This is a genomic window from Enterobacter sp. AN-K1, assembly GCF_020971765.1.
Classification (GTDB): Bacteria; Pseudomonadota; Gammaproteobacteria; order Enterobacterales; family Enterobacteriaceae; genus Enterobacter; species Enterobacter hormaechei_C.
Window position 1 is genome coordinate 2,070,807 of record NZ_CP087390.1, and the last position, 19,466, is coordinate 2,090,272.

Consider the following 19,466-nt stretch of genomic DNA (forward strand, 5'->3'; position numbering starts at 1 on the left):
AGTTAGTTCCCCGTCATAAATCTGGAGAAACAGAATTTTGTGCTAGTCGTCATTCTCTGCTCCTCATTTAAGTTTTTTAGTCATAAAAAAACCCCCGGACCTTTCGGTGCGGGGGTCTTAGTTCGTTAAGGCTTGATTTCTAAGCCTTTCCTCGTCCAAGTGCAGCCCCGCACGGTGGGATAATAATCACCACCACGCTAATCACGACCAGGCTAATCACTCGTAGAAGGGCTGTCATTTTCAGTTCTTTTTGCATCTTGTTCGAAGGAATACCTAAAGAGTTACCACAGATATTTCATCTGACACAAGATTTTTTTATGACCTATATCTGTAGCATGCGAACTATTTCTTTCAAAATCGTTGTTTTATATAGGGAAAAAATAGAAATGAAGATTTTTCATTTTTTTGTCCTGTTTCATCAGGCAAGGCGCGCATGATTTCTTTTCTGCGAGGCCGATTCCACCGACATGTAAGGATTACATTTTGCCGCTAAAAGGCTGGAACGAGCGCCGTAATTCAGTGAATTAGTGCTAAACAGGAAAAAATGATGCTGGCATAGTCACCGCCAAGGAGGGCTTATGTCACTGTCAGTTGTTTATACACGCGCGGCCATCGGCGTGAAGGCACCGCTTATTTCTGTAGAGGTTCATTTAAGTAATGGACTGCCCGGACTGACGCTGGTCGGCTTACCAGAAACGACCGTTAAAGAGGCGAGGGATCGCGTGCGCAGCGCAATTATTAATAGCGGTTATGCTTTTCCGGCGAAGAAGATCACCATTAACCTTGCGCCTGCCGATTTGCCAAAGGAGGGAGGGCGATATGATTTACCTATTGCTATAGCGCTTCTCGCGGCTTCTGAACAGCTCAATACGCCAGGGCTAAGCTCGTGTGAGTTCGTGGGTGAATTAGCGCTTACAGGCGCGTTAAGAGGCGTTCCCGGAGCAATCTCGGGTGCGCTTGAAGCCATACGCGCGGGAAGACAAATCATTGTGGCCAATGAAAATGCCTCTGAAGTAAGCCTTATCGCCGAAAAGGGGTGTCTTGTCGCAGGACATTTGCAAGAGGTTTGCGCCTGGCTGGAAGGCCGACACGAGCTTGCCGAGCCGCAGGAGAATGACGAGGTGGCGCCAGCTTCGCCCGAAGATCTCAGCGATATTATGGGTCAGGAACAGGGTAAGCGGGCGTTAGAGATAACGGCCGCGGGTGGGCATAACCTGTTACTGATAGGTCCGCCAGGCACGGGGAAAACGATGCTGGCGAGCAGATTGAGCGGTCTGTTGCCACCCCTCAATAATCACGAAGCGCTGGAAAGCGCCGCGATATTTAGCCTGGTCAGTTCTACGTCGCTGCATAAACAGTGGCGCCGCCGTCCTTTCCGCTCTCCACACCACAGTGCGTCTCTTACCGCGATGGTGGGCGGGGGTTCGATCCCCGGACCGGGTGAAATCTCACTGGCGCACAACGGCATTTTGTTTCTGGATGAATTGCCAGAGTTTGAACGCCGCGTGCTGGATGCATTGCGGGAGCCGATTGAATCCGGCGAAATCCATTTGTCTCGTACTCGGGCCAAAATAAGCTACCCTGCGCAGTTTCAGCTGGTCGCGGCGATGAACCCTAGTCCTACGGGTCATTATCAGGGCAATCATAACCGCTGTACGCCGGAGCAGACGCTGCGCTATCTGAGTAAGCTGTCTGGCCCCTTCCTCGACCGTTTTGATTTATCTCTCGAGATCCCCCTGCCCCCGCCCGGTCTGCTGAGGCAAACCGGTATTAGGGGCGAAAGCTCAGCAACTGTGCGTGAACGGGTTATTGCGGCGCAGGCGCGGCAGTATGCTCGTCAGAACAGGCTGAATGCCCGGCTGGATAACAGCGGGATCCGACAGTTTTGTTCTCTCAACGCTGAAGATGCAGGCTGGCTGGAAGAGACACTGACGCGGTTTGGGCTATCCATTCGCGCGTGGCAGCGTTTGTTGAAAGTAGCGCGCACGGTCGCCGACGTGGAGGGCTGCCCCGGAATAGAGAGGCGGCATTTGCAGGAGGCATTAAGTTACCGTGCGATCGATCGGCTGCTGTTGCATCTGCAAAAAATGCTGGCGTAAAAAAAGGGGCCGTAGCCCCTTCTCTTCTTAATCGTCAGACTCGGTGTAGTCTTCTGCACCTTCCATCTGCGGCTTACCGCCAGACAGCGTATGGAAACGCTTAGGACGCTTAATGCGAGCCATATACTTGATCCATACACGTTCTGCATCAGACTGCGGCTCACGCTCACCACGGCAAACAGAGACAAACTGTTTTTCATCTTCGGTTGCCGGTTCACGTTTACCCAGATCCAGCTCGTTAAAGGCATAACCATGGCGCTCAAGAAGTTGAGCTTCTTTGATAGTGAAATCGCCGTGACGAGAGAACCCGCGCGGGTAATGTTTATTGTCGAAAAAACGATTAGTCGTCGTAAAGCTTTCCGCCATCCTACACGCTCCTAATTCTTTGGCCGAGCTATTTATGGCGCGGAGTATTAGTTACGCTTGACAGAGTGTAAAACAAAACATTTAAATCATAACGACAAATAATTTTGTGGAGAAAGATGTGGATACGGAATTGCTAAAAACTTTCCTCGAAGTGAGCAGAACGCGACACTTTGGGCGAGCAGCTGAAGCCCTCTACCTGACGCAGTCAGCAGTCAGTTTTCGTATTCGACAGCTGGAAAATCAACTGGGTGTGAACCTTTTTACCCGCCATCGCAACAATATTCGTTTAACTCCGGCTGGTGAAAAGCTGTTGCCTTATGCAGAAACCCTGATGAATACCTGGCAGGCAGCGCGAAAGGAGGTTGCGCACACCTCCCGGCATAATGAATTCTCGATCGGTGCCAGCGCATCGCTATGGGAATGCATGCTCAGCCAATGGCTTATGCGGCTATATCGCACACACAACCATCTGCAATTTGAGGCGAGGATTGCGCAACGTCAGTCGCTGGTTAAGCAACTCCACGAGCGGCAGCTTGATCTGCTGATCACCACAGAAGCCCCCAAGATGGACGAATTTAGCAGCCAGATTGTTGGACAGTTTAGCCTAGCGCTCTATGCATCGGAGCCTGCAATGATGAAGGCCGACCTGAATTATTTACGCCTGGAATGGGGGCCTGATTTTCAGCAACACGAGACGGGGTTAATTGCCAGCGATGATATCCCGCAGCTCACGACAAGCTCAGCGGAGATCGCATGCCAGCATCTTCCCGCATTGAAAGGCTGTACCTGGTTACCTGTTCGCTGGGCGGATAATAAACCTACACTCCATGTTGTCACCGATTCGACAACGCTCTCCAGGCCGCTGTATGCCATTTGGCTGCAAAACAGCGATAAGCAGTCGCAGATAAAAGATCTGTTAAAAACCAGCATACTGGATTAACGCAAAAGCCTGCGGAAACGCAGGCTGCTTATTCTTCAGGAAGGTGTTGAGCTGTTTTGCAGGCAAAAAAAAATCCTTTGCCGAAGCAAAGGATTCTATATGGCAGGGGCGGAGAGACTCGAACTCGCGACACCCGGTTTTGGAGACCGGTGCTCTACCAACTGAGCTACGCCCCTAAAGTTTTTGCCATTAAGCCTGCCGGAAGGGCAGGCTTAATGTCTTAATAAGTGGCGGAACGGACGGGACTCGAACCCGCGACCCCCTGCGTGACAGGCAGGTATTCTAACCGACTGAACTACCGCTCCACCGAATACTTCTGTAACCACCGGATTAATGCACCGGCTTACTACTTAATTTGATGCCTGGCAGTTCCCTACTCTCACATGGGGAGACCCCACACTACCATCGGCGCTACGGCGTTTCACTTCTGAGTTCGGCATGGGGTCAGGTGGGACCACCGCGCTAAAGCCGCCAGGCAAATTCTGTTAATCTGTATCAAAGCTGAAATTTGATTGTCTGTCTCTTCGCCAAAACACCTTCGGCGTTGTAAGGTTAAGCCTCACGGTTCATTAGTATCGGTTAGCTCAACGCATCGCTGCGCTTACACACCCGACCTATCAACGTCATCGTCTTTAACGTTCCTTCAGGAGACTTAAAGTCTCAGGGAGAACTCATCTCGGGGCAAGTTTCGTGCTTAGATGCTTTCAGCACTTATCTCTTCCGCATTTAGCTACCGGGCAGTGCCATTGGCATGACAACCCGAACACCAGTGATGCGTCCACTCCGGTCCTCTCGTACTAGGAGCAGCCCCCCTCAATTCTCCAGCGCCCACGGCAGATAGGGACCGAACTGTCTCACGACGTTCTAAACCCAGCTCGCGTACCACTTTAAATGGCGAACAGCCATACCCTTGGGACCTACTTCAGCCCCAGGATGTGATGAGCCGACATCGAGGTGCCAAACACCGCCGTCGATATGAACTCTTGGGCGGTATCAGCCTGTTATCCCCGGAGTACCTTTTATCCGTTGAGCGATGGCCCTTCCATTCAGAACCACCGGATCACTATGACCTGCTTTCGCACCTGCTCGCGCCGTCACGCTCGCAGTCAAGCTGGCTTATGCCATTGCACTAACCTCCTGATGTCCGACCAGGATTAGCCAACCTTCGTGCTCCTCCGTTACTCTTTGGGAGGAGACCGCCCCAGTCAAACTACCCACCAGACACTGTCCGCAACCCGGGTAACGGGTCTACGTTAGAACACCAGCCATTAAAGGGTGGTATTTCAAGGTTGGCTCCACGCAGACTGGCGTCCACGCTTCAAAGCCTCCCACCTATCCTACACATCAAGGACCAGTGTTCAGTGTCAAGCTATAGTAAAGGTTCACGGGGTCTTTCCGTCTTGCCGCGGGTACACTGCATCTTCACAGCGAGTTCAATTTCACTGAGTCTCGGGTGGAGACAGCCTGGCCATCATTACGCCATTCGTGCAGGTCGGAACTTACCCGACAAGGAATTTCGCTACCTTAGGACCGTTATAGTTACGGCCGCCGTTTACCGGGGCTTCGATCAAGAGCTTCGCGTTGCCGCTAACCCCATCAATTAACCTTCCGGCACCGGGCAGGCGTCACACCGTATACGTCCACTTTCGTGTTTGCACAGTGCTGTGTTTTTAATAAACAGTTGCAGCCAGCTGGTATCTTCGACTGATTTCAGCTCCACCCGCAGGGGCTTCACCTACACATCAGCGTGCCTTCTCCCGAAGTTACGGCACCATTTTGCCTAGTTCCTTCACCCGAGTTCTCTCAAGCGCCTTGGTATTCTCTACCTGACCACCTGTGTCGGTTTGGGGTACGATTTCGTGTTACCTGATGCTTAGAGGCTTTTCCTGGAAGCAGGGCATTTATCACTTCAGCACCGTAGTGCCTCGTCATCACACCTCAGCGTTAACAAGGTACCGGATTTACCTGGAACCTCCGCCTACATGCTTAAACCGGGACAACCGTCGCCCGGCTGACATAGCCTTCTCCGTCCCCCCTTCGCAGTAACACCAAGTACAGGAATATTAACCTGTTTCCCATCGACTACGCCTTTCGGCCTCGCCTTAGGGGTCGACTCACCCTGCCCCGATTAACGTTGGACAGGAACCCTTGGTCTTCCGGCGTGCGGGCTTTTCACCCGCATTATCGTTACTTATGTCAGCATTCGCACTTCTGATACCTCCAGCATGCCTCACAGCACACCTTCAACGGCTTACAGAACGCTCCCCTACCCAACAACACATAGTGTCGCTGCCGCAGCTTCGGTGCATGGTTTAGCCCCGTTACATCTTCCGCGCAGGCCGACTCGACCAGTGAGCTATTACGCTTTCTTTAAATGATGGCTGCTTCTAAGCCAACATCCTGGCTGTCTGTGCCTTCCCACATCGTTTCCCACTTAACCATGACTTTGGGACCTTAGCTGGCGGTCTGGGTTGTTTCCCTCTTCACGACGGACGTTAGCACCCGCCGTGTGTCTCCCGTGATAACATTCTTCGGTATTCGTAGTTTGCATCGGGTTGGTAAGCCGGGATGGCCCCCTAGCCGAAACAGTGCTCTACCCCCGAAGATGAGTTCACGAGGCGCTACCTAAATAGCTTTCGGGGAGAACCAGCTATCTCCCGGTTTGATTGGCCTTTCACCCCCAGCCACAGGTCATCCGCTAATTTTTCAACATTAGTCGGTTCGGTCCTCCAGTTAGTGTTACCCAACCTTCAACCTGCCCATGGCTAGATCACCGGGTTTCGGGTCTATACCCTGCAACTTAACGCCCAGTTAAGACTCGGTTTCCCTTCGGCTCCCCTATACGGTTAACCTTGCTACAGAATATAAGTCGCTGACCCATTATACAAAAGGTACGCAGTCACCCCATAAAGAGGCTCCCACTGCTTGTACGTACACGGTTTCAGGTTCTTTTTCACTCCCCTCGCCGGGGTTCTTTTCGCCTTTCCCTCACGGTACTGGTTCACTATCGGTCAGTCAGGAGTATTTAGCCTTGGAGGATGGTCCCCCCATATTCAGACAGGATACCACGTGTCCCGCCCTACTCTTCGAGTTCACAGCATGTGCATTTTCGTGTACGGGACTATCACCCTGTACCGTCGGACTTTCCAGACCGTTCCACTAACACACAAGCTGATTCAGACTCCGGGCTGCTCCCCGTTCGCTCGCCGCTACTGGGGGAATCTCGGTTGATTTCTTTTCCTCGGGGTACTTAGATGTTTCAGTTCCCCCGGTTCGCCTCGTTAACCTATGTATTCAGTTAACGATAGTGCAACGGATTGCACTGGGTTTCCCCATTCGGACATCGCCGGGTCAAGGGTTCATATCACCTCGCCGGCGCTTTTCGCAGATTAGCACGTCCTTCATCGCCTCTGACTGCCAGGGCATCCACCGTGTACGCTTAGTCGCTTAACCTCACAACCCGAAGATGTTTCTTTCGATTCACCATCGACTTGCGAAAATTTGAGAGACTCGAACACACATGAGCTGTGTGTCGTTTCAATTTTCAGCTTGATCCAGATTTTTAAAGAGCAAAACTTCGCAGTGCACCTTTTCAGGTTCACTCTGAAGTTTTCTTGTGTTCGCAGTAAAAGATGGTGGAGCTATGCGGGATCGAACCGCAGACCTCCTGCGTGCAAGGCAGGCGCTCTCCCAGCTGAGCTATAGCCCCATCGTTTACAACCTCTTCAAATTTGCGAGGCAAATTTGGTAGGCCTGAGTGGACTTGAACCACCGACCTCACCCTTATCAGGGGTGCGCTCTAACCACCTGAGCTACAAGCCTGTAGAGGTTTTTTACTGCTGTTTTTCATCAGACAATCTGTGTGAGCACTGCAAAGGCAGGTTCTTTAAGGTAAGGAGGTGATCCAACCGCAGGTTCCCCTACGGTTACCTTGTTACGACTTCACCCCAGTCATGAATCACAAAGTGGTAAGCGCCCTCCCGAAGGTTAAGCTACCTACTTCTTTTGCAACCCACTCCCATGGTGTGACGGGCGGTGTGTACAAGGCCCGGGAACGTATTCACCGTGGCATTCTGATCCACGATTACTAGCGATTCCGACTTCATGGAGTCGAGTTGCAGACTCCAATCCGGACTACGACGCACTTTATGAGGTCCGCTTGCTCTCGCGAGGTCGCTTCTCTTTGTATGCGCCATTGTAGCACGTGTGTAGCCCTACTCGTAAGGGCCATGATGACTTGACGTCATCCCCACCTTCCTCCAGTTTATCACTGGCAGTCTCCTTTGAGTTCCCGGCCTAACCGCTGGCAACAAAGGATAAGGGTTGCGCTCGTTGCGGGACTTAACCCAACATTTCACAACACGAGCTGACGACAGCCATGCAGCACCTGTCTCAGAGTTCCCGAAGGCACCAAAGCATCTCTGCTAAGTTCTCTGGATGTCAAGAGTAGGTAAGGTTCTTCGCGTTGCATCGAATTAAACCACATGCTCCACCGCTTGTGCGGGCCCCCGTCAATTCATTTGAGTTTTAACCTTGCGGCCGTACTCCCCAGGCGGTCGACTTAACGCGTTAGCTCCGGAAGCCACGCCTCAAGGGCACAACCTCCAAGTCGACATCGTTTACGGCGTGGACTACCAGGGTATCTAATCCTGTTTGCTCCCCACGCTTTCGCACCTGAGCGTCAGTCTTTGTCCAGGGGGCCGCCTTCGCCACCGGTATTCCTCCAGATCTCTACGCATTTCACCGCTACACCTGGAATTCTACCCCCCTCTACAAGACTCTAGCCTGCCAGTTTCGAATGCAGTTCCCAGGTTGAGCCCGGGGATTTCACATCCGACTTGACAGACCGCCTGCGTGCGCTTTACGCCCAGTAATTCCGATTAACGCTTGCACCCTCCGTATTACCGCGGCTGCTGGCACGGAGTTAGCCGGTGCTTCTTCTGCGGGTAACGTCAATTGCTGAGGTTATTAACCTCAACACCTTCCTCCCCGCTGAAAGTACTTTACAACCCGAAGGCCTTCTTCATACACGCGGCATGGCTGCATCAGGCTTGCGCCCATTGTGCAATATTCCCCACTGCTGCCTCCCGTAGGAGTCTGGACCGTGTCTCAGTTCCAGTGTGGCTGGTCATCCTCTCAGACCAGCTAGGGATCGTCGCCTAGGTGAGCCGTTACCCCACCTACTAGCTAATCCCATCTGGGCACATCCGATGGCAAGAGGCCCGAAGGTCCCCCTCTTTGGTCTTGCGACGTTATGCGGTATTAGCTACCGTTTCCAGTAGTTATCCCCCTCCATCAGGCAGTTTCCCAGACATTACTCACCCGTCCGCCACTCGTCAGCGAAGCAGCAAGCTGCTTCCTGTTACCGTTCGACTTGCATGTGTTAGGCCTGCCGCCAGCGTTCAATCTGAGCCATGATCAAACTCTTCAATTTAAAAGTTTGATGCTCAATGAATTAAACTTCGTAATGAATTACGTGTTCACTCGTTGAGACTTGGTATTCATTTAGTGTCCGAGGACATTAAGAATCCATGTCACTTTGAGTGCCCACACAGATTGTCTGATAAATTGTTAAAGAGCAGTTGCAACGCGGCTTTCAGCTCATCGTTGCGAGGTCCCGTATATTACGTTTTCCTCATTCAGAGTCAAGCAATTATTTTCACTTTTCTCTGTTGGTGTTCATCTCTGAACCCCGCTGTCCCGGCGGCTTGTAAGCCGTTGTTCCGTGTCAGTGGAGGCGCATTATAGGGAGTTCTCCGACGTTGACAACCCCTCTTTGAAAAAAAACGTTCAACCGTCTCTTTTTTGCTCAAAACCGTGCTACAGCGCCAGTTTTTCGAGCGTTTCGAAGCCATAACGACGTAAAACGGGCAAAAGTTGTTCGGTTTCTTTTGTTATCGCCATACAGAAAGCGATGTTCGCATCCGCTGATTTCGCATCCGGCGCCTCGTGTTCCAGCAGCCAGGCCGTCCGACGCGCAATTGCAGCACCGGAATCCACCAGCCGGGTCCCTTCAGGCAGAACCTTTAACAGCTCTTCCTGTAATAGCGGGAAATGGGTGCAGCCGAGAACAACCGTATCCGGTGGTTCCTGCATCCGCAGCCATGGACGCAGAATACGGCGCAGCTCTTCAAGCGATACCGTCTCGCCGTGCAGTTTTGCTTCCGCCATTTCCACCAGCTCCGCGGAGCCGAGCATGGCGATCTGGCATTCATTGGCAAAGCGCTCTATAAGCTCACGCGTATAAGGACGTTTTACCGTACCGCGCGTAGCCAGCAACCCCACAATGCCGTTCGCCGTCAGACGCGCCGCAGGTTTGATTGCCGGAACAACGCCCACAACCGGGAACGGGAATTTTTCGCGCAGGGCAGGAAGAGAGACCGTGCTTGCCGTATTACAGGCAATGACCGCCAGCGCCAGGGGATAACGCTTTTGTACCGCGGTGACGATTTCAACCACACGTTCAACAATAAAGTCTTCACTCTTTTCCCCATACGGGAACGCGACGTTATCGAAGGCGTAGATGTAATGGAGATCCGGCAGGAGCTGCCGAATCTCATCATAGACCGACAGCCCACCGACGCCGGAATCAAACACCAGCACGGTGGGACGCGGATCAGAAGGTGTAGCTGCCAGACAAGGTGTATTCCCGTCCTGCAGTTTGGTAGCCATAAACTGTCTCGTAATCTTTATCGAACAGGTTGGCTATTTTACCACGAACTGTGAGATGAGAGGTGACAGGATATGAAACCGCGACGTCCCACAGGCTGACGCCGCCCATTTTCACGCGTTCTGTTGCATAGGTATTCGGATCAACGGCAACATCATAGCGAGTGCCCAGATAACGGTACGCCAGATTCCAGTCGAGATCCCACACCTGCCAGTCAAGCTGATACTTAACCTGTTGCTTTGAGCGACGAGCCAGGACTTCGTTAGTTTTCGCATTACGCGGGTCGACGTAGTCGTAAGAAATCTGATGCCCTACCGGGCCAGTGTCGAACTGGGCCGTCGCCTCGATTCCTTTAATACGGGCTTCATCGACGTTGTAATAACGGTAAGTCCGCGGGTCGCTATTAATGAGGTTATCGATATCATTACGATAGCCCGTCACACGCCAGTTTACCGGCCCCGTCAGACCTTCAAAGCCGCCTTCCCACTGCTTACTCTCTTCTGGCTTCAGATCCGGATTACCGTAATCTTTACTGTGGATCTGGCTCATGGTCGGTGCTTTATACGCTGTACCGTAAGAACCGATGATGCGATACCCCTCGATGAACTCCCATGCGGCGCTGGTCTGCCAGGTGGCGTGATTGCCAAAATTAGAGTTATCGTCATTACGCGCCGCCGCTTCCAGCGTCACGCTGTTGAACTGCTGCATCGCCGAAAGGAACACGCCGGTATTACGTTGTTCGTAACCTTTTTCCAGATAGCCCGTACCCGCCTGGGTTTTCTGCTTCTGCCAGTCCAGACCCGCGCCGATATTGCCGTGACCCACTTCAACCGTATTCAGCCACTGGGTGGTGTACTGCTTCACGTCATCCATGGTTGCGGAGTCAGCGTAGCGGCCTTTTTTCGGATCATAGTTCTGATCTTTGCTACGGCCATACCCTGCCACCAGCTGTGACTGGAAAATACCCTGGTTATAGCGCAACCCGGTGTCCCAGTTCTGGCTGTAAACCTGACGCGTGTCCGGCCGCCCATCAATGCCGGTCGCGCCATAGTGATCGTAACCGTCATACGCGGAGCGGTTATCGTAGCCAAAGCCACGGACGAATCCGCTGACGCTGTCGGTAAACTGCTGCTCCACCGAGCCAAACAGCGATTTACTCATAAAACCATCGCGGTCTGGCTGGCGCGGGGCATCTTTTGCGGCAATATCAAAACCACGGGTATAGGTATAATCACCGGCCATGGTGATTTTGGTTTTATCGAACACCTGCTGGAAGGCACCGTTATAGTTTTGATACCCCTTTGAACCGACACCCGCAGAAATTTCCGCACCCGGCTTGTCGCGCCCGGTAATGATGTTAATCACACCGCCAATCGCGTCGGAGCCATACAGCGCCGAACGTGGGCCGCGAATGTACTCAATACGCTGAATCAGCGACGTCGGAATTTGGCTTAAATCGGGAACATTGCTGATCCCGGCATTATTCAGGGGGATACCATCAATCAGTACCAGAACATGGCGGGATTCCGTACCGCGAATAAACGTTGAAGAGGTTGACCCCATCCCGCCGCTTTGTGCGATGTCCACACCCGGCAGGCGTGACATGATTTCCACAACACTCGTTGCCTGCCAGCGTTCAATATCCTCACGGGTCACGACGGAGGTCGGAGCCAGAACGGTTTTTGCTGGTTGTTCGAAACGGTTTGCTGTCACCACCAACGAGTCGGCGCTTTCCTGCGCCCAGCCCGAAAATGCCGTGACGGAAAACGCCGTCAACAGCGATACTTTTTTAATCATTGTTAAAGCATCCACAATATAAGAAGGATGCCGCAGGCCTCATCGATAGCACGCGATGATGAAACCAAATGCGACGTGATCCCGGCAGGTCTTCGGGCTGGGTGGCGTTATACGGATGAAGACTTCCCATTTTCACAGTGTCTACAACTCTCATCCCGCCAGTCTTTACCGCTGCGCGTCAGCTCCAGATTTGCACTGGATTCCCTTTTCACTCTCAGGAGACCGGAAACAGAATGCTACAATTAGACACGTATAGATGTCCAGATAGCTATTAGCCATTAAATCTGGACATCCACTGCACAATCCCTACAATCCCCGCGTAATTCTTTATCACTCAGGACGCATCATGACCCCCGAACACCTCCCGACAGAACAGTACGACGCACAGCTGGCAGAAAAAGTTGTCCGCCTGCAAAGTATGATGACGCCTTTCAACGCGCCGGTTCCCGAGGTGTTTCGTTCTCCGGTCAGCCACTACCGTATGCGCGCTGAGTTCCGCATCTGGCACGATGGCGATGACCTGTACCACATCATTTTCGATCAGCAGACGAAATCCCGCATTCGCGTAGACAGTTTTCCGGCGGCGAGTGAGCTCATCAACCAGCTGATGACGCTAATGATCGACGGTGTACGCAATAATCCGGTGCTGCGCAACAAGCTGTTCCAGATTGACTACCTGACCACTCAAAGCAATCAGGCCATTGTTTCTCTGCTCTATCACAAAGCGCTGACCGACGAGTGGCGCGAGCAGGCAGAAGCCCTGCGCGATGCGCTGCGCGCACAGAACATCAACGTGCACCTGATTGGCCGCGCGACCAAAACCAAAATCATGCTGGACCAGGATTACATCGACGAGCGTCTGCCGGTAGCAGGTAAAGAGATGGTTTACCGTCAGGTAGAGAACAGCTTCACCCAGCCGAACGCCGCCATGAACGTGCAGATGCTGGAGTGGGCGCTGAAGGCGACAGAAGGGTCTAAGGGCGATCTGCTGGAGCTCTACTGCGGTAACGGCAACTTCTCGCTGGCGCTGGCGCGTAATTTCGAGCGCGTGCTGGCGACGGAAATCGCCAAACCGTCGGTGGCCGCCGCGCAGTACAACATCGCCGCTAACCATATTGATAACGTACAAATTATTCGTATGGCGGCAGAAGAATTTACCCAGGCGATGAACGGCGTACGCGAGTTTAACCGCCTGCAAGGGATTGATTTGAAGAGCTACCAGTGTGAGACAATTTTTGTCGATCCGCCGCGCAGTGGCCTGGACAGCGAAACCGAGAAGATGGTGCAGGCGTACCCGCGTATTTTGTACATCTCCTGTAACCCGGAGACGCTGTGTAAAAATCTGGAAACATTAAGCCAGACGCACAAGGTTGAACGTCTGGCGCTGTTCGATCAGTTCCCGTATACGCACCATATGGAGTGCGGCGTTTTACTTACCGCACGGTGATCTGTAGGCCGGATAAGCGTAGCGCCATCCGGCATTTTTTGGCAGATGGCGCTTCGCTTACCTGCCCTACAAATAATTCATTACTCCGGTAACTGGCTCTTGCGGCTACGCATGCGCGAGCCAATCCAGAACACCAGCGCCACAGACAGTACCGCAGGCAGGAAGTTAGAGCCAATATCCGGATACTCTGCACGCACCACGGTGCTGTACAGCAATACACCCAAAATAAAACAGGCTGCGGCCAGTCCCGGTAACCCAACCGGCATCGTGCGGTTCAGATAGCGTTGATGCAGGCAGTACACCGTCAGCACCAGCGCGATAATCGGGAAAATCGAGAACGGTACAATTGAGCTAAAAACCGCGGCAAACGTACCATTAATGGATAAGCCAGCGATCAATGCCAGCAACAGCGTTCCTTTATCCTGACCTGACTGTTTCATTACTCACCTTCACTCATCGTTTTGATGTGCCAACTTCTCTTGTTCACGGCGATACCAGTAGTACGCACCTTTAGAAATCATCCGCAGCTGCAATACCAGTCGCTCTTCGAGTTGCTTACGTTGTTCAATGCTGACATCCAGCGCTTCGGCACCCGCGCTGAAAACAATCGTCACCATCGCCTCGGCCTGTGCTTCAGTAAACGCACGCGGCATATGGTTTTCGAGTTCAAGATAGTCGGCAAGTTCCGCGATGAAATGCTGAATTTCACGTGCGACGGCGGCACGAAACGCGGCTGACGTTCCGGAACGCTCACGCAACAGCAGGCGAAACGCGTTAGGGTTATTGCCGATAAATTCCATAAATGTCGACACGGAGGTGCGGATCACGCTGCCGCCTTTGGCGATACGCTGACGCGCCTGACGCATAAGCTGGCGCAGCATCAAACCGCTCTCGTCGACCATGGTCAGGCCCAGTTCATCCACATCACGGAAATGACGATAGAAGGACGTTGGCGCAATCCCGGCCTCGCGCGCCACTTCACGCAGGCTCAAACTGGCAAAACTCCGCTCAGCACTCAGTTGACTGAATGCGGCTTCCACCAGCGAACGCCGGGTTTTCTCTTTTTGTTGTGCTCTTACGCCCATCACGATAGTTGAATCCTTCCAAAGGCCCGTTGGCACTATACCAGAGAATAAAATTAATCTGTTTACCTGGCTTTGTGAATGATTGTTTACGGGCGGTTTGTGCTCCACTGCCCGAAAAAAGCACAACGATAATTGGGTTACCCTGGCAATGATGTTATGATTCTGTTGCTTTTATGTATAAGAACAGGTAAGCCTTGCCATGCCACATTCCTACGATTACGACGCAATAGTTATTGGTTCCGGCCCCGGCGGCGAAGGTGCTGCTATGGGTCTGGTAAAACAGGGAGCCAGAGTAGCGGTTATTGAGCGCTACCATAACGTCGGCGGCGGTTGCACCCACTGGGGCACCATCCCTTCGAAAGCCCTCCGCCACGCCGTTAGCCGCATTATCGAATTTAACCAGAACCCTCTTTACAGCGACCACTCCCGACTTCTTCGCTCCTCCTTTGCCGATATCCTGAATCACGCAGACACGGTCATTAACCAGCAGACGCGCATGCGTCAGGGTTTCTATGAGCGCAACCACTGTGAAATTCTGCAAGGGAACGCGCATTTTGTGGATGAACACACCCTGGCGCTGGAGTGCCACGACGGTTCGGTTGAGACGCTCACCGCTGAAAAATTTGTGATCGCCTGCGGCTCCCGTCCTTACCATCCGGCAGACGTGGATTTCTCGCACCCGCGCATTTACGACAGCGACTCCATCCTCAGCCTGCACCACGAGCCACGCCATGTGATCATCTACGGCGCGGGCGTGATTGGCTGCGAATATGCGTCGATTTTCCGGGGAATGGAGGTCAAAGTTGATCTGATCAACACCCGCGACCGGCTGCTGGCGTTCCTCGATCAGGAGATGTCAGATTCCCTCTCCTACCACTTCTGGAACAGCGGCGTGGTGATTCGCCACAACGAAGAGTACGAGAAAATCGAAGGCTGCGACGACGGTGTGATCATGCACCTGAAATCCGGTAAGAAGCTGAAGGCGGACTGCCTGCTGTACGCCAACGGCCGTACCGGCAACACGGATTCATTGCAGCTGGAGAATATCGGGCTTGAAACCGACAGCCGCGGTCAGCTCAAGGTCAACAGCATGTACCAGACTGCGCTGCCGCACGTTTACGCGGTGGGCGACGTGATTGGTTACCCAAGCCTGGCCTCCGCCGCTTACGATCAGGGCCGCATCGCCGCACAGGCGCTGGTGAAAGGTGAAGCGACGGCGCATCTGATTGAAGATATCCCGACGGGCATCTACACCATTCCGGAAATCAGTTCTGTCGGCAAAACCGAGCAGCAGCTGACGGCCATGAAGGTGCCTTACGAGGTGGGTCGTGCCCAGTTTAAACATCTGGCGCGGGCGCAAATCGTGGGGATGAGCGTAGGTACGCTTAAGATCCTGTTCCATCGCGAGACGAAAGAGATCCTCGGTATTCACTGCTTCGGTGAACGCGCGGCGGAAATCATTCATATCGGCCAGGCGATCATGGAGCAAAAAGGTGGTGGCAACACCATTGAGTACTTCGTTAACACCACCTTTAACTACCCGACCATGGCGGAAGCCTATCGGGTAGCTGCGCTAAACGGCTTAAACCGCCTGTTTTAACGCGCTGTCGAAATGGCCATCCATCGCACCCCGGATGGCCTCTGCCAGCTGCTCATAGCGGCTGCGCAGCGGTGACCCCGGACGATAAACCAGACCAATGGTGCGACGCGGCTCCGGCTTAATACACGGCAGATAGACCACGCCATCACGTTTACGCTCGTGCGGCACCGCCAGCGCAGGCAGCAGCGTAATACCGCTTCCCGCCGCCACCATATTACGCAGCGTTTCCAGGCTGGTTGCGCGGAAATGGGTATCTTCATCGGCACCCGCTTCGAAGCAGAAGCCCATCGCCTGATCGCGCAGACAGTGGCCGTCTTCCAGCATCAGCAGTTTCTCACCGGCCAGATCGGCCATCGGCACGCGATCGCGGTTCGCCCACGGGTGATCTTCATAGATCGCCAGCATCATCGGCTCATCGAACAGCGGTACTTCAATAAACGCTTCACTCTCTTTGACCAGCGCCAGGATCGCGCAGTCGAGCTTGCCGCTGTCCAGCTGCGCCAGCAGCTGATGGGTTTGCGCTTCATGCAGGTACATTTCGAGTTTCGGGAACGTCTGGTGCAGCATCGGAATGATTTGCGGCAACAGGTACGGGCCAACGGTTGGGATCAGGCCAATATGCAGCGGGCCGGACATCGCTTCCCCCTGCTGGCTTGCCATTTCCTTGAGCACTTTGACCTCGCGCAGTACGGTGCGCGCCTGATCCACCAGCAGAAGACCTGCCTGCGTGAACAGTACCTTACGACTGGTGCGCTCCAGCAGCATCACGCCCAGCTCATCTTCCAGCTTGCGGATCTGACCGCTCAGCGTTGGCTGGCTGACGTGGCAGGAGTCTGCCGCGCGGCGAAAATGGCGATGCTCAGCTAACGCTACCAGGTATTCAAGATCACGAATATTCATTATTCATCCTCCGTCGCCACGATAGTTCATGGCGATAGATAGCATAGCAACGAACGATTATCCCTATCAAGCATTCTGTTGAATAATACATCACATAGACGAGGCGGCACGTGTTTGACCCTTGACGTCCCCGCACCGTCAGCGAGTTTCTCTCAAAACTCGAAAAACTAAAGCCAACGTGAACTTTTGCGGACCCCGTGGTCCGCTTTTTTTTGCGTAAAAAAAAGCCCAGCACTAAGCCAGGCTCCGTTTTTCTCCCTCTCCCTGTGGGAGAGGGCCGAGGTGAGGGCACCAGCCCGCACTATTCAAACCAACCGGTTTTTCGCATCCGCAATCGCCTGCGCTACCTGCTTCGGCGACACGCCACCTTTCGCTGCACGCTTATCCAGGCAGGATTGCAGGGCCAGAATCGGGTAGACATCATCCCCGATAACCGCGCTGAATTTTTGCAGGTCGGCAAGCGCCAGCTCTTCAAGGGCTTTACCCTGACGAATCGCTTCCACCACCGCTTCACCCACAATATGGTGCGCCTCGCGGAACGGTACGCCTTTCGCCACCAGGTAGTCCGCCAGCTCGGTAGAGTTAGCATACCCCTGCTGCGCCGCTTCCTGGCAGCGCGGACGTTTCACCTGAATGCCGTCCAGCACCAGCGCGCCCATATGCAGACAGTCCAGCCAGGTGTCGAGCGCGTCGAACAGCCCCTCTTTGTCTTCCTGCATGTCTTTGTTGTATGCCAGCGGCAGCCCTTTCAGGGTCATCATCATACCGGTCAGCGCGCCCTGCACACGGCCACACTTGCCGCGGATCAGCTCCAGCGCATCCGGGTTTTTCTTCTGCGGCATCAGGGAGGAGCCGGACGTCACGCGGTCGGACAGCTCTACAAACCCGGCTTCGCCAGAATTAAAGAAGATCAGGTCTTCGGCAAAGCGCGACAGGTGCACCATCCCGATAGAGGCATTCGAGAGCAGCTCCAGCACGTGGTCACGGTCAGAGACGCTGTCCAGGCTGTTGCGGGTGGCGGAGGCAAAGCCCAGCCAGCCTGCCAGCTGCTCACGGTCGATTTCATACGCCGTACCGGCCAGCGCGCCGCTGCCCAGCGGGCTGACGTCCAGACGCTTTAAGGTATCCTGTAAACGGCTCTCATCACGCGCCAGCATCTCAACGTAGGCCAGACACCAGTGCGCGAACGTCACCGGCTGCGCGCGTTGCAGGTGGGTATAACCCGGCATCACCGCATCCTGATTGCTCTGCGCGGTGTCCACCAGCGCGCTCTGCAACTGACGATTCGCCGCCAGCAGTTCGCCGACGGTCTCTTTGCACCACAGCTTCAGGTCGGTCGCCACCTGGTCATTACGGCTACGCCCGGTATGGAGCTTTTTACCCAACTGGCCGACTTTGTCGATCAGTTTGCCTTCCACCCAGCTGTGAATATCTTCGGCATCGCTCTGGAGGATTTGCTCCGGATCCAGACGCACCTCTTCCAGCAGGTTGTTCAGCGCCTCTTCCAGCTGCTGCTGTTCGTCTGCGGTCAGCACGCCAACGGTCACCAGCGCTTTGGACCAGGCCACAGAGCCGACAATATCCTGTTCGGCCAGGCGGTAGTCGAAGCGCAAAGAGTCGTTGAACTGTTTGAACCGCTGATCCGCTGCCTGTGTAAAACGCCCACCCCAAAGTGCCATAACGAATTTCCTTAATGATGATATTTTTGCCCGGTGGCGCTGCGCTTACCGGGCCTACAAAATTCACGTAGGCCGGATAAGCGAAGCGCCATCCGGCACAGAATCTTAAGCCAGAATACGCGTGCCAATCGGCGTGCCGTTAAACAACGCCGGGAGTTGCTCCGCGTGACGCCAGGAGGCGATATCCACCGGGCGGCCCAGCGTGCGGGCCGCATCCAGCGCGGCGTTAACTTTAACGATCATGCCGTCGGTGATAATGCCCTGATCGATCAGCTGCTCGGCTTTTGCGGCGGTCATTTCCGCAATGCGCTGGCCTTTGCCGTCCAGAATGCCGCTCACGTCGGAGAGCAGGATCAGGTCTGCGCCCAGCGTTGCCGCCAGCGCCGTCGCCGCCTGGTCCGCATTGACGTTCATCAGTTCGCCCTCTTCGGTCACGCCGATTGAGCTCACCACCGGCAGGAAACCGCCTTCCAGCAGGGTGTTAATCAGCTCAGGCGAACCTGGCTGCGCCAGTCCAACATGGCCAAGCTCTTCGTCGAGCTGGGTCACTTTTACGCTATCTCCATCGCCCAGACAGAGGCCAACGGAGGCGATATGGTGTTTCTTCGCCCACGCCAGCAGCGTTTTGTTCGCCGTTCCCGCCAGCGCGCCGGTAATGATGTCGATCTGATCCGCTGGCGTCACGCGCAGGCCATTTTTCTTTTTCACCGGCAGGTTGAGCCCTTTCATCAACTCATCCACCACGCAACCGCCGCCGTGCACAATCACCAGCGGACGTTGGTGTGATTCGCGATAGTTCACCAGTGCGGTAAACAGGCGCTCCAGCGCTTCTTCGCTGTCCAGCAGTACACCACCGAGTTTGATAATTAATGGATTCATCATC

General features: G+C 54.0%; 14 protein-coding genes, 4 tRNA genes, 3 rRNA genes and 1 riboswitch. Of the genes, 4 read left to right on the top strand and 17 right to left on the bottom strand.

Annotated elements, in window-relative coordinates:
- Window positions 1-2 precede the first annotated feature (2 nt).
- Both ilvX and ilvL read right to left on the bottom strand, forming a co-directional pair.
- Window positions 3-53: a peptide IlvX gene (gene ilvX, locus LOC22_RS09945; RefSeq protein ID WP_166792073.1), complete on the bottom strand. Its 51-nt coding sequence runs from the start codon at window positions 51-53 to the stop codon at window positions 3-5.
- An 86-nt stretch (window positions 54-139) separates the two neighbouring features.
- On the bottom strand, window positions 140-238 hold the full coding sequence (ilvL, locus tag LOC22_RS09950; protein WP_001311244.1) for an ilv operon leader peptide: 99 nt from the start codon (window positions 236-238) through the stop codon (window positions 140-142).
- A 340-nt stretch (window positions 239-578) separates the two neighbouring features.
- Here ilvL and LOC22_RS09955 point away from each other — a divergent pair, with 340 nt between their 5' ends.
- Complete coding sequence (locus tag LOC22_RS09955; RefSeq protein WP_032620478.1) at window positions 579-2,099, top strand: YifB family Mg chelatase-like AAA ATPase; 1,521 nt, start codon at window positions 579-581, stop codon at window positions 2,097-2,099.
- A gap of 27 nt (window positions 2,100-2,126) precedes the next feature.
- Here the strand turns inward: LOC22_RS09955 and LOC22_RS09960 are convergent, their stop codons facing one another.
- A complete protein-coding gene (locus tag LOC22_RS09960; protein WP_006808641.1) occupies window positions 2,127-2,465 on the bottom strand; it encodes a DUF413 domain-containing protein in 339 nt (112 codons plus the stop codon).
- Between the two features lie 118 nt (window positions 2,466-2,583).
- Here LOC22_RS09960 and hdfR point away from each other — a divergent pair, with 118 nt between their 5' ends.
- Window positions 2,584-3,405 carry an HTH-type transcriptional regulator HdfR gene (gene hdfR / locus LOC22_RS09965; RefSeq protein WP_045339136.1) on the top strand — a complete coding sequence of 274 codons (822 nt, stop codon included), beginning with the start codon at window positions 2,584-2,586 and terminating at the stop codon, window positions 3,403-3,405.
- Between the two features lie 100 nt (window positions 3,406-3,505).
- On the opposite strand, the gene LOC22_RS09970 is transcribed toward hdfR, so the two are convergent.
- The 9 genes from LOC22_RS09970 to btuB all read right to left on the bottom strand — a co-directional run bounded on the left by LOC22_RS09970 (window position 3,506) and on the right by btuB (window position 11,872).
- Window positions 3,506-3,581: transfer RNA gene (locus LOC22_RS09970), tRNA-Trp, on the bottom strand.
- A gap of 52 nt (window positions 3,582-3,633) precedes the next feature.
- Window positions 3,634-3,710, bottom strand: a tRNA-Asp gene (locus tag LOC22_RS09975).
- A 55-nt stretch (window positions 3,711-3,765) separates the two neighbouring features.
- Window positions 3,766-3,881, bottom strand: a 5S ribosomal RNA gene (gene rrf / locus LOC22_RS09980).
- 72 nt (window positions 3,882-3,953) lie between these two features.
- Window positions 3,954-6,858 (bottom strand): 23S ribosomal RNA (locus LOC22_RS09985).
- 180 nt (window positions 6,859-7,038) lie between these two features.
- Window positions 7,039-7,114 (bottom strand) — tRNA-Ala (locus tag LOC22_RS09990).
- Between the two features lie 36 nt (window positions 7,115-7,150).
- Window positions 7,151-7,227 (bottom strand) — tRNA-Ile (locus LOC22_RS09995).
- Between the two features lie 70 nt (window positions 7,228-7,297).
- Window positions 7,298-8,839: ribosomal RNA gene (locus LOC22_RS10000) — 16S ribosomal RNA — on the bottom strand.
- Together the 16S, 23S and 5S rRNA genes with 4 tRNA genes alongside form the textbook arrangement of a ribosomal RNA operon.
- Window positions 8,840-9,225: 386 nt before the next feature.
- A complete protein-coding gene (gene murI, locus LOC22_RS10005; RefSeq protein ID WP_003862067.1) occupies window positions 9,226-10,077 on the bottom strand; it encodes a glutamate racemase in 852 nt (283 codons plus the stop codon).
- Window positions 10,022-11,872 (bottom strand): TonB-dependent vitamin B12 receptor BtuB, encoded by a 1,851-nt coding sequence (gene btuB / locus LOC22_RS10010; protein WP_017694253.1) that lies wholly within the window; start codon window positions 11,870-11,872, stop codon window positions 10,022-10,024. Before btuB ends, murI begins: the two co-directional genes overlap by 56 nt.
- Window positions 11,873-11,937: 65 nt before the next feature.
- Window positions 11,938-12,114: riboswitch (cobalamin riboswitch) on the bottom strand.
- Window positions 12,115-12,218: 104 nt separating this feature from the next.
- On the opposite strand from btuB, the gene trmA reads away from it, so the two are divergent.
- Complete coding sequence (trmA, locus tag LOC22_RS10015; protein ID WP_003862063.1) at window positions 12,219-13,319, top strand: tRNA (uridine(54)-C5)-methyltransferase TrmA; 1,101 nt, start codon at window positions 12,219-12,221, stop codon at window positions 13,317-13,319.
- Window positions 13,320-13,399: 80 nt separating this feature from the next.
- Here the strand turns inward: trmA and LOC22_RS10020 are convergent, their stop codons facing one another.
- Both LOC22_RS10020 and fabR read right to left on the bottom strand, forming a co-directional pair.
- Window positions 13,400-13,759, bottom strand: coding sequence for a YijD family membrane protein (locus LOC22_RS10020; protein WP_017383113.1), 360 nt, complete (start codon window positions 13,757-13,759; stop codon window positions 13,400-13,402).
- A gap of 9 nt (window positions 13,760-13,768) precedes the next feature.
- Window positions 13,769-14,407, bottom strand: a complete 639-nt coding sequence (gene fabR / locus LOC22_RS10025; protein ID WP_003862059.1) for an HTH-type transcriptional repressor FabR — start codon at window positions 14,405-14,407, stop codon at window positions 13,769-13,771.
- Between the two features lie 196 nt (window positions 14,408-14,603).
- Between fabR and sthA the strand changes: the two genes are divergently transcribed.
- Window positions 14,604-16,004 carry a Si-specific NAD(P)(+) transhydrogenase gene (gene sthA / locus LOC22_RS10030; RefSeq protein ID WP_003862057.1) on the top strand — a complete coding sequence of 467 codons (1,401 nt, stop codon included), beginning with the start codon at window positions 14,604-14,606 and terminating at the stop codon, window positions 16,002-16,004.
- Here sthA and oxyR read toward each other — a convergent pair.
- From oxyR to argB, 3 genes are all read right to left on the bottom strand, one after another.
- Window positions 15,987-16,904 (bottom strand): DNA-binding transcriptional regulator OxyR, encoded by a 918-nt coding sequence (oxyR, locus tag LOC22_RS10035; RefSeq protein WP_003862055.1) that lies wholly within the window; start codon window positions 16,902-16,904, stop codon window positions 15,987-15,989. The two genes, sthA and oxyR, sit on opposite strands and share 18 nt — an antisense overlap.
- 305 nt (window positions 16,905-17,209) lie before the next feature.
- Window positions 17,210-18,583 (bottom strand): argininosuccinate lyase, encoded by a 1,374-nt coding sequence (gene argH / locus LOC22_RS10040; protein WP_032104309.1) that lies wholly within the window; start codon window positions 18,581-18,583, stop codon window positions 17,210-17,212.
- A 105-nt stretch (window positions 18,584-18,688) separates the two neighbouring features.
- On the bottom strand, window positions 18,689-19,465 hold the full coding sequence (gene argB / locus LOC22_RS10045; RefSeq protein ID WP_015569958.1) for an acetylglutamate kinase: 777 nt from the start codon (window positions 19,463-19,465) through the stop codon (window positions 18,689-18,691).
- Window position 19,466 lies beyond the last annotated feature (1 nt).

What these genes read in the sequence shown, in the direction of transcription:
- ilvL (WP_001311244.1), bottom strand. Translation starts at nt 238, where the DNA reads ATGACAGCCCTTCTACGAGTGATTAGCCTGGTCGTGATTAGCGTGGTG.
- LOC22_RS09955 (WP_032620478.1), top strand. Translation starts at nt 579, where the DNA reads ATGTCACTGTCAGTTGTTTATACACGCGCGGCCATCGGCGTGAAGGCA.
- LOC22_RS09960 (WP_006808641.1), bottom strand. Translation starts at nt 2,465, where the DNA reads ATGGCGGAAAGCTTTACGACGACTAATCGTTTTTTCGACAATAAACAT.
- murI (WP_003862067.1), bottom strand. Translation starts at nt 10,077, where the DNA reads ATGGCTACCAAACTGCAGGACGGGAATACACCTTGTCTGGCAGCTACA.
- btuB (WP_017694253.1), bottom strand. Translation starts at nt 11,872, where the DNA reads ATGATTAAAAAAGTATCGCTGTTGACGGCGTTTTCCGTCACGGCATTT.
- trmA (WP_003862063.1), top strand. Translation starts at nt 12,219, where the DNA reads ATGACCCCCGAACACCTCCCGACAGAACAGTACGACGCACAGCTGGCA.
- LOC22_RS10020 (WP_017383113.1), bottom strand. Translation starts at nt 13,759, where the DNA reads ATGAAACAGTCAGGTCAGGATAAAGGAACGCTGTTGCTGGCATTGATC.
- sthA (WP_003862057.1), top strand. Translation starts at nt 14,604, where the DNA reads ATGCCACATTCCTACGATTACGACGCAATAGTTATTGGTTCCGGCCCC.
- oxyR (WP_003862055.1), bottom strand. Translation starts at nt 16,904, where the DNA reads ATGAATATTCGTGATCTTGAATACCTGGTAGCGTTAGCTGAGCATCGC.
- argH (WP_032104309.1), bottom strand. Translation starts at nt 18,583, where the DNA reads ATGGCACTTTGGGGTGGGCGTTTTACACAGGCAGCGGATCAGCGGTTC.
- argB (WP_015569958.1), bottom strand. Translation starts at nt 19,465, where the DNA reads ATGATGAATCCATTAATTATCAAACTCGGTGGTGTACTGCTGGACAGC.